Source organism: Microcystis sp. M49636_WE2 (genome assembly GCF_030065375.1).
Lineage (GTDB): Bacteria > Cyanobacteriota > Cyanobacteriia > Cyanobacteriales > Microcystaceae > Microcystis > Microcystis aeruginosa_C.
This window is the reverse complement of record NZ_JASJFG010000390.1, coordinates 1-9,974: the sequence shown is the minus strand read 5'-3', so window position 1 is coordinate 9,974 and position 9,974 is coordinate 1. Positions and strand designations below refer to the sequence as shown.

Here is a 9,974-nt window from a genome sequence, read left to right as displayed (position 1 = left end):
TTTTATGGGCAGATATTTTAAAACTGTCTCTTGAAGCTAATTATGATGATTATCTTGAAAAAAAATGATAATTAGACAGAAGTTCTCTATGTGAACAAGAGAACTTTATCTTCTTTTGTTTTCAAAATGAGAATTGCTGCGGCAAAAGGATTAGGATGGACATTAAATCAAGGGTTTAAAGGCGGAAATCGTCTCCTATTCGGAAAAAAATTGCTAATTTTAGGGACAGGAGAATCCTTAAAACCGGGGGTTAGTTACAATGAACTTTATGATTACTCGCAAACTGCTAATAAACAAGAAGCTAGTAATTTGGCGTTAGGAAATGCTAATAATGGCGACTTTTGGCTCGGAAATTACGTCGAAATTAGTAATAATAGCTGTAATCGTCGTCGGGATGTTTGGCTTCCTCATGACTATCTTCATCAACACTTATTAATTGTTGGCCCAACAGGGGCAGGAAAAACGGAATTTTTGCTTAAATCTGCCGAAAATTTAATGAATATTAGTAATTTAATTGTGGTTGATGCGGCGGGATTTTTGAGCGCTCGTCTGTTCCCTATGACACAAAAAACTGGCTCTCGTTTGATGACGTGGGATATTAGTAATCGGAATCATCGAATTGTCTGGAATTTCCTAGAAGAATTGGAAAAATACGGTACAGAAAAGGAAATTAGAGCATTAGCGGAGGCCTTATATGGCGATATCAATGATAATGATCAAAATGCTGCTTTTTGGGTGCGAGATATTGGCTGGTTAACCGCTATTTTAGGAGTAGTTGTCAGCGCACGCAAGCAAAATATTGTCAAAATTAAACCGAGTGAATTACCCGAATTATTAGTAGATCGAAATGGAATGAGAGCGTTATTACAACATTGTTTTCCCAATCCTTATATTATGGCACAATGGGAAGCTAAGTTATCTTATTTAAGTTTACCTGATGATCGTTTTGGCTTAGATATTAGTTTTTTATTGAATAAATTAACACCTTTCCAAGATAGAGATGTTAAGGCGATTTGTGACGGAAAAAGTGATCTTTATTTATTATCAAGTTTTAATGGCAAAAATCGTCATACATTAGTCATTGGTCAAAGTTTAGCCGATGGAAAATTTGGTTCAGCTTTAGCTGCGGTTATGATTCGTTATTTAATGAATGTGATGTATCGTCGTTTAAGAAACCCTCAACATAACTGGATACCCACTTATTTTATCTGTGATGAAGCAGCACGCTTAAAGAATCTTGATTATGAAGAATTAACCGCTATTGGACGCAATGCTAAAGCAGGAGTTGTCTTGATGTGTCAACACATTGATCAATTTTCTGATAAAACTTTACCTGCTTTAAATAATTGTCGAACTCAGATATTTTTACAAGGAGTTAGTCATAAAACGGCTGAATGGTTAAGTCAACAATTAGGAGAATATTCTCGTCAAATAATTACAATGGTAAATCAAGGTGTAGTCGGCGCAAATCCTTTTGGTCAAAGAAATGTAGGATTTGAAAGGATTCCCATTTTAGGTATTAGAGAGATTACCTCTCATCCCTATGCTAAACTCAGAAGTAATCGCAGTGCTATTGTTAGAATTAATGCGTCTAATAGTCCAGTAACTAAACCTTTTTTAACTGATTATTCTGTTAAGTGAAAGATGAAAATGGTAAACTTAAGACATAATAGTATTATGTCCCTAACTATATCCTTTGTTAGGATTAAAGTTGCTGGGGTTAATTGTCCAGTTATTCAACCTTTTTAAACACATTATTTCTCTGAGGTAAATGTTATGACTATTATCATAGGTATAGGTTCTTCTGCAGCAGGATTAAGCACTTATCTTGCGACTTTAGCTTATCATCAAAAACATCAGGTAAAATCTTTAAAGGTCTTATCTTGTCAAGTAACACCGATTAGTGCGGATGAAAGAAAATTGAGTTATAAGGCAGAAAACATTTTAAAAGAGCAAGTGATGTTAGAAGTAACAGAATTTTACGATAGCTTTTGCTATCATCCTTTATATAGTTTTACTATTACTCTGGAAATAAAAGGATTATTTTGGACTAAAAATACAGAAAAAGTTTCATTTGGTATCTACGATATGCCAGATAATCTCTTGAGAGATATTAAAGAGTTTTCATCATCTCATAGCTTCACAGAATATTATGATGATTTATTTAGTGATATAGGTGAATATTTCTTACCAATAGATGGAACATCTCATCGAGAAGATGAGGTATATGCTAAGTCTTTAGAAAAATTTACCACAGATTTAACACAGCGGAACCCGCAAGGTTGTCGTATCGCTTTTGCTGTCACGAAATGTGATTTATCAGAACTTTGGGTTAATCGAGATGATCCTCGTGGTCTGGTACAAAGACGCTTTCCTAAAATGTATGCAATCCTAGAAAATTGGACTCAGGAGGACAAGGGAAAAGTTGAATATTTTACCACTTCATCCTTCGGAGTATTTGGTAAATATTGTGAACCAAATTCAATTATTATATCAAAAAGTAAACGGGGAACAATGGCCGTGATTAGAAATCATCAAGAATGGCAACCTTTTGGACTAATTGAACCCTTATATTGGTTATGTACGGGTAAAATACTATAATTATTGTAGAAAAAACTCATCTTGCTTAAAAAATATTCGGGAAATTATAAAAATGAAACGCTATCAACTTCTTCAAGAAAAACGAGAGAATATTATAAAAATTGCTCGAAAACATGGAGCATTTAATATTCTCATATTTGGATCAGTTGCCAGAGGAGAAGACAGCAATGACAGTAATATTGACTTTTTAGTAGAAATGGAACAAGGGCGCAACTTATTAGATAGAATTGGTTTAATTCAAGACTTAGAAGATTATTTAGGCTGTAAGGTTGATGTGGCTACTATTAACAGTTTACGAGATTGTTTTCGGGAAAGAATCATGAAAGAGGTGATTCCTTTATGAATGATGACTTAATTTATTTAGGTGATATTTTAGATAGAATTGAACGAATCGAATCTTATACACAGGAGAGAAAAGACAGATTCTATCAATCTTTATTAATTCAATCATCAAATTATTGCCAATGAAAAGAATTACAATTAGTTGACAACATGGAGGTTAAACAAGTGAATCAAATTATTTGTATCGGCGATCGCATTGCAGGAAAAACACATCTTTGTCTAGAAATTCTTAATCCTAATGGTCATTATATCAAAGTTGTAGAACCCGATTATAAATTCATGAAATCTTTTATACTTGACGATAGAGGAATTACAATAGCCGGAACAAGAAACGGAGGAAAATGCGGGTTTTCTGAAACATATATGGAGTTTAAGGCTTATTTAACAGCTGGTCTTCAAACAATTGACTTAGATATAATTGATACATTAGGAGAAATTTGGCAAAAATCTTGGCAAGATGTTCATGATGAGATGTGGCAAGAAACATTAAATAAAATTCAGACAGCAGATGCGGTTTTAGTTATTTTAGAACCTTATCGAGAGATTATTAATCCTGAAAAAGACAATCTAGATCATTTTATTACTCGTCAACAATGGATCAAAAGATTTGAAAAATGGGTTGACTTTTTGCTCAAAGAATGCTCTCAAGTTTCTCACTTATTAATCTGTTTAAATAAAGTGGATCTCTGTCCGATTAATCTCACGGAAGAAGCTAAAAAACTAGCTTATGATCCTCATTATCAATACCTTAATTGGCAAGAAAAAGACAGTTATGTTTATCATCGTTATTTTACCCCCGTACAGTCTCAAATTCAACGACTAAATCAGCATCGAAAAAAGGCTGCACGTTTCTTTATTACTAGCATTTATCAGCGAGATTTACTAGAACTTCCGTTAATTTATATCAGTAGTTATGTAAATTTCTCTTAATTATTTCAAGACAACTTTATTATACAATGCTATAGGCGATCGCTTTGATTTAATTCCTCAAATATAGCGTTATTGGTTGTGTACGGGTAAAATGCTATGATCAGGAAAGAAAATTTTCATCAATGACAAGTATTATTTATTAGATTGCAGGGTGTAACTATCTAATATTTTTTTTATTTTCTTCAAGATAATTAAACCAGTTAATTAAATCAGATTGAGAGGTAAAATCTAATAAAGCTTCTCCTAAATCTTCTAATTGTTCTAAAGATAATTCTTGAATTTTGTTGACCCAATCAGTTGAAATATTACCAACTCGGCGATTAATTTGTTTAAGAATTAGATTGGCTTCGCCTTTTTTAAAGCCTAAAATCTCACCTTCTGTGATTCCTTTAGCGAGAATTTCTTGATAAATAACCGATTCCTTCATCGAAAAAATGGGTCTGAAACCCCGCCCTTTAGCGATAGCGGAGGGCGGCTTTATACAAGTTAGTGAGAAACAATTAAACCGTTAGAACGACGAATTAACTGAATCTTGCTAACAGCTATTTGTCCCAATCGTTTCCAACTGGTATCGCTTACAGATAGCTGTTTTTCGGTATCTCCACTAACATAACCAATCCCTTTGGGAGAAGAAACTAAATCTCCTTTACGGAACCCATGTCTTGTGGTAGAGCCACCATATTTACGTCGTTTACCACCCTTAGAAAAAACCATCAGGTGAAGTTGACGACGACTAACAGGAGGACGTTTGATGACAGCAAAGGGAGCGTTTGTTACTTTAACATAACCCTTCCAATCATATCCATGTCCATTAGAAGTATGGAATGGCAAATAATCTAAAAATTGAAAACAGGCAAGAGCAATTCCATCGTTAGCATGACTTTCGGGTGATTGTTCTGCTTTATTTTTAGACTTTTCTAGTCGCAAATGTTTTCTGAGATTAGAGGTTTGCCAACCAAAGCGAGTATGGACTGTTGCCAATTGAGACAGTTGCTCAATAGCCCATTTTTGTCCAACCATAACCGGCGAAAAACCTTTTCCAGACTTAGCTCCTTTTCTACCGGAAGTTAGATCAATATCGGCTTTGATGTACTCAAAATAAATATCGGTAATTGGATAGATTTTGGTTAGTTCGGAAACGACTCGAAGTTCAAGTTGACGATTAGCTCTGATTGAGGGGGATAATTTTCCTTGTCTTCTATTTGAAAATCGTTTTTGTCGATGCGCTCTTAGATTAAAAGGAAGTTGGCGGTTAATCCGTCTTCCTCTACGTCCTCTTCGCATTAACCGTCTATTGTCCATGCGCTCTTTTACTCGTTTAAAAGGAAGTTCTAAGTGAGCCTTCCAAAGAGTAAAAAGAGAGGATTGAACGCCAATTCCAGAGAATAATTTACCCGGGTCAATACCAATGGCAATCGGTTGGGTTTTACTATCGGAAGGTTCATCGGTTAGCTGGACATAGAAAATACCTAAGTCGTTGAATTTACCGATAGCTTTTCCTTCCTTAATCCACCGTCTGGCCCGACTGGGTTTAGTGGGCATCAACGGCTTTCCGTCTTTTGAGATAACAGGAACTCTTGCCATGGAGATAATCCTTAAGAGTGAAGTTAAAGTCCCTTACCGCAACACAATCAAGATGTCTTGTCTAACAACGCTTTACCAATAAAGCTGAGAGGTAATCCGAACTAGGGAAGTATTCGGAAGTCTGTGCCAGATTGTGTCTCAATGCGGTAGTCTCTACTTGCGTCGCCTAAATTGGTCTAGGCAAGCCCCGTCCCTTTTAGGGCGGGGTTAGTGACAATTTCCTCCTTGAGTAATCTTTTAATGATAGATTGATTTAAAACTAACCCTGCAATAATACCAGTTGAGGCAGCAATGTTATTTCTCTCTATGTTATCAGAAATTTTTTCAATTTGACGAGCTACTTGTTGTAATACTTTTTCTGGATTATCAGTTTGAGACAACACCGCAAACGGAAGTAAACCTGATACATCTAGAAAAGTTTCACTGGGAACTTCCCAGAGTCTAACTACATTATAACGATGTTGTAGTTCTAATAACTCAAAGGTATTAATTTTGACAGCAGCAGATTGATTTTTTTCTCAGATAAATAACCACTTGATAAACTCTTTTTCGAGGAAACCGACGATAAATCCTCAGACGATAATCAGCCATTCTAAAAGGAATATCTTCTTTCGGATCTGTCTGAAATTTGATGTGAAGAATTAAGTCTTCTGATTGTAAAAAAATCAAACTATCTACTCTAATTGGATCTATCAGTAACTCAGTCGGTTCCAACTCGGTTAATGTAATCGGTTCTCCGATTAACCAAGTGGCTATATCCCTTGAAAAAAGTGACGCTAAGATTCGACAAACATTATCATACATTCTTTCATCATATCATAAATTAGTCTCATTGTAGAATTTGCCATCTCAATTGTTAAGCAACAATCGACCAAATAAGTCGAGTTTTTAACTATTCTAATTGCTAGTATCCCTTAAAATTCTTATAGGCAAGTGTATCACAAAATTGGCCAATTGCCAATAGCGTTTGACATCCTCTGCACCCAGGGTGAGGATGTCAAACAATCATCAAAAATAGCAGAGGTTGCCCCTTAGTTATATAATGAGATCACGGCTAATTTGATTGGCTATCGACCCTATTCATGTCTATCTCCCCACCCCGTTCCGGTTACACTTTACCGGTTTTTGCCTGTGCCAGTGCGATCGCATCTCTCCAGCATCTCCACGGCGAAAATGAGCTAAATTCCGTTACTTTTAATCTTTTAGAACCGCCAGAAGCCGTTACAATTGCCATCGAACAAGTTGCCCGACTCAACCCCGATGCTGCCCTAGCCATCACCCGCAGCGATCCGGGGGATAATTTAGATTTAACTAGAAATACCCCTATATGGGCGTTAGTAGAAAGAAAAAAGGGTAATCAAGAGATAGAGATTCAAGGCGGCGAAGGAATCGGCCTACAGGTTGATAATGGCGGAAAATCAGCTATTTATAGTTATGCCCAGCGTCTGCTGCAAGAAAACCTCAGACCCCTGTTACTGCCCCAAGAAAGCATCAAAGTGACGATTATTCTTCCAGAAGGCAAAAAACTGGCCACAAGGACTTCTAACGCCGCTTTTGGGGTAGTAGAGGGGTTATCTTTGTTGGGTACCACTGGCATTTCCCAACCCCTGAGCGCCCCCGGACAGTTGGAAATCTTTCGCGAGCAATTAAAAAATTTATCCCTTCGTTTTGATCGCTTGGTGTTTTGTATCGGGGAAAATGGCTTAGATTTAGCCCCTCAAATGGGTATTAATCCTGATATTTTGGTAAAAACAGCCAATTGGATCGGGCCGATGTTATTAGAGGCACAATTACAGGGAATCTCTGAAATTCTTTTGTTTGGTTATCACGGTAAATTAATTAAACTTGCCGGGGGAATCTTTCAGACTCACCATCATCTCGCCGATGGTCGTCGGGAAATTCTTACCGCCTACGCCGCTAAAATGGGTTTAGCTACCCCCCATCTCCAGCAAATTTTTGACAGTAGCACCAGCGAAAACGGTCTGGAATATCTGCGTCAATTAGACCGGCAAACGGGAGATAATTGGGTGGAACGCATCTATGGAGAAATGGCTAATACGATTGATCGCCGTTGCCAAGAATACGTTTATAACCACAGTAACGGTCATCTTAGGGTCGGTTGTATTTTATTCGATCGCTCTCGTTCTTTGATCAGCAAAAGCGAAAATGGCCTTAAATTTTTGCAAAATCTACCAGTTACTCCCCAGTGACCGTGCTATGATCGTGGGAATATTTAGTCTTAAAAAATGAAACTAATAAGGCTAAACTATTCTAGCTTATTTTCAGAACAATAGCCGATTTAGTTCACAAATCTTTAACCTTTTCCTGCCAGTTTCTTTTTTTGATCGTAGTGACAACTCAAACCCCCCTTCCCACCCCCCAAGAGACTTTGCCCTCAGAGTCCTTCACTAATAGCCTTAATCGTCAAATAATCATCATTCTTGACTTTGGCTCCCAGTATTCTGAATTAATCGCCCGCAGAATCAGGGAAACGAACGTTTACTCCGAAGTTCTCTCCTATCGTACCAGCGCCGAACAATTGGCCCAAATCAACCCGAAAGGAATAATTCTTTCGGGCGGTCCCAATTCCGTCTATGATCCAGGGGCGCCTCACTGTGATCCCGAAATTTGGAATTTAGGTGTACCCATCCTCGGAGTTTGCTACGGGATGCAATTGATGGTACAGCAGTTAGGGGGCAGGGTAGAACGGGCAAAACGGGCCGAATACGGCAAAGCATCCCTATTTATCAACGATCCTACCGATTTGTTAACCAATGTCGAGGACGGTTCCACCGCTTGGATGAGTCACGGGGATTCCTGCGTGGAATTGCCATCGGGTTTTGAAATTCTCGCTCATACCGATAATACCGATTGTGCGGCCATTGCCGATCACCAGAAAAAACTCTTTGGAGTGCAGTTTCACCCGGAAGTTGTCCATTCTGTGGGAGGAATCGCCTTAATTCGCAATTTCGTCTATCATATCTGCAAATGCGAACCCACTTGGACCACGGAAGCTTTTGTCGAGGAATCGATCCGAGAAATTAGGGCAAAAGTGGGCGATAAGCGAGTTTTATTGGCTTTATCTGGCGGTGTGGACTCCTCTACCTTAGCATTCCTCTTGCATCGAGCGATCGGTGATCAACTAACCTGTATGTTTATCGATCAGGGATTCATGCGTAAGGGTGAACCAGAACGATTAATGCAGATATTTAACGAGCAATTCCATATTAGAGTCGAGTATGTCAACGCTAGAAAGCGATTTTTAGCGCAAGTGGCCGGTGTCACCGATCCCGAAGAAAAGCGCCGTCGTATCGGCCATGAATTTATTCAGGTGTTTGAAGAAGAATCGAATCGTTTGGGACCCTTTGATTATCTGGCCCAAGGAACTTTATATCCCGATGTGATTGAATCGGCCGATAGTAATGTGGATCCCAAAACCGGGGAAAGAGTCGCGGTTAAAATTAAAAGTCATCATAACGTTGGTGGACTGCCGAAAAATCTCCGGTTTAAATTAGTCGAACCCCTGCGAAAATTATTTAAGGATGAGGTGAGAAAATTAGGTCGATCAATCGGTCTTCCGGAAGAAATTGTTCGTCGTCAACCTTTCCCTGGCCCCGGTTTAGCGATTCGCATTTTAGGGGAAGTCACCGCAGATAAATTAAATATTTTGCGCGATGCAGATTGGGTGGTGCGCGACGAGATTAATAAGCAGGGAATGTATCACGATTTCTGGCAAGCTTTCGCGGTTTTATTGCCTGTCCGCAGTGTGGGAGTAATGGGAGATCAACGTACCTACGCTTATCCTATTGTCCTACGTTTAGTCAGCAGTGAAGACGGAATGACTGCCGATTGGTCGCGGGTTCCCTATGATTTATTGGAGACAATTTCTAATCGCATTGTCAATGAAGTTAAGGGAGTTAACCGCGTGGTTTATGATATTACTTCTAAGCCCCCCGGAACTATAGAATGGGAGTAGTATTGAATTATTGATTGATTGTTATTCCCGTCCAAATATTGGGGCGGGATTTTTGCAGAATAGACAATTGAGGAGATTAATTACTACCATGGCACAGTTAGAGATGTTGGAAGAAAGAGAAGAGGTGGATTTTGCGGAAGAAGAAGAAGATATTGAAGGAGAATCAGCAAACCAAAAAAAGCTACAACTCAAAGAAATCTCCGAGACTGTTGTTGCCAGCAGTGATTGGACTACCGCAACGATCCGCGATCAATTAATTCGAGAAAATATTCAACTTAATCCGCGCTTTCAAAGACGAGATGCTTGGAATATTACTCGTAAAAGTCGATTTATTGAATCCCTAATTCTAGGGTTTCCAGTCCCACTGATTGTCTTAGCTGCTAATAATAAGGAAAAAGGTAAATTTATCGTTCTTGATGGCAAACAACGCCTACTAACAATTTTACAGTTTTATGGTGACAGTGACACACCTAATAATAGTTTTACTTTAAAAGATTTAGAATTTTTAGATAATCTCAATGGCTGCCAATATCAAGATCTA

10 protein-coding genes are annotated in these 9,974 nt (G+C 38.2%); 7 read left to right on the top strand and 3 right to left on the bottom strand.

All coding sequences use genetic code 11. From position 1 onward, the window contains the following. Nucleotides 1-126: 126 nt before the first annotated feature. The 4 genes from PX484_RS09425 to PX484_RS09410 all read left to right on the top strand — a co-directional run bounded on the left by PX484_RS09425 (nucleotide 127) and on the right by PX484_RS09410 (nucleotide 3,873). Nucleotides 127-1,641: a type IV secretory system conjugative DNA transfer family protein gene (locus PX484_RS09425; RefSeq protein WP_287669701.1), complete on the top strand. Its 1,515-nt coding sequence runs from the start codon at nucleotides 127-129 to the stop codon at nucleotides 1,639-1,641. Nucleotides 1,642-1,776: 135 nt separating this feature from the next. Next, on the top strand, nucleotides 1,777-2,601 hold the full coding sequence (locus PX484_RS09420; RefSeq protein ID WP_287767592.1) for a hypothetical protein: 825 nt from the start codon (nucleotides 1,777-1,779) through the stop codon (nucleotides 2,599-2,601). Between the two features lie 52 nt (nucleotides 2,602-2,653). Continuing rightward, nucleotides 2,654-2,944: a nucleotidyltransferase family protein gene (locus tag PX484_RS09415; RefSeq protein WP_287767593.1), complete on the top strand. Its 291-nt coding sequence runs from the start codon at nucleotides 2,654-2,656 to the stop codon at nucleotides 2,942-2,944. A gap of 164 nt (nucleotides 2,945-3,108) precedes the next feature. Next, nucleotides 3,109-3,873 carry a hypothetical protein gene (locus PX484_RS09410; RefSeq protein ID WP_287767595.1) on the top strand — a complete coding sequence of 255 codons (765 nt, stop codon included), beginning with the start codon at nucleotides 3,109-3,111 and terminating at the stop codon, nucleotides 3,871-3,873. A gap of 157 nt (nucleotides 3,874-4,030) precedes the next feature. Here PX484_RS09410 and PX484_RS09405 read toward each other — a convergent pair whose 3' ends face one another. From PX484_RS09405 to PX484_RS09395, 3 genes are all read right to left on the bottom strand, one after another. Then, nucleotides 4,031-4,300, bottom strand: a complete 270-nt coding sequence (locus PX484_RS09405) for a DUF4351 domain-containing protein (RefSeq protein WP_002800553.1) — start codon at nucleotides 4,298-4,300, stop codon at nucleotides 4,031-4,033. 59 nt (nucleotides 4,301-4,359) lie between these two features. After that, nucleotides 4,360-5,457, bottom strand: a complete 1,098-nt coding sequence (locus tag PX484_RS09400) for an RRXRR domain-containing protein (protein WP_002800554.1) — start codon at nucleotides 5,455-5,457, stop codon at nucleotides 4,360-4,362. 176 nt (nucleotides 5,458-5,633) lie between these two features. Next, entirely contained in the window at nucleotides 5,634-5,840 is a 207-nt protein-coding gene (locus PX484_RS09395) for a hypothetical protein (protein WP_002800555.1), read from the bottom strand. Between the two features lie 699 nt (nucleotides 5,841-6,539). Between PX484_RS09395 and cbiD the strand changes: the two genes are divergently transcribed. The 3 genes from cbiD to PX484_RS09380 form a co-directional block, all read left to right on the top strand. Continuing rightward, entirely contained in the window at nucleotides 6,540-7,667 is a 1,128-nt protein-coding gene (gene cbiD, locus PX484_RS09390) for a cobalt-precorrin-5B (C(1))-methyltransferase CbiD (protein ID WP_288103597.1), read from the top strand. A gap of 140 nt (nucleotides 7,668-7,807) precedes the next feature. Beyond that, nucleotides 7,808-9,433: a glutamine-hydrolyzing GMP synthase gene (guaA, locus tag PX484_RS09385; RefSeq protein WP_287664657.1), complete on the top strand. Its 1,626-nt coding sequence runs from the start codon at nucleotides 7,808-7,810 to the stop codon at nucleotides 9,431-9,433. An 88-nt stretch (nucleotides 9,434-9,521) separates the two neighbouring features. Further along, nucleotides 9,522-9,974: DUF262 domain-containing protein (locus PX484_RS09380; protein ID WP_288103594.1), on the top strand; the 453-nt coding region annotated here is incomplete at its 3' end.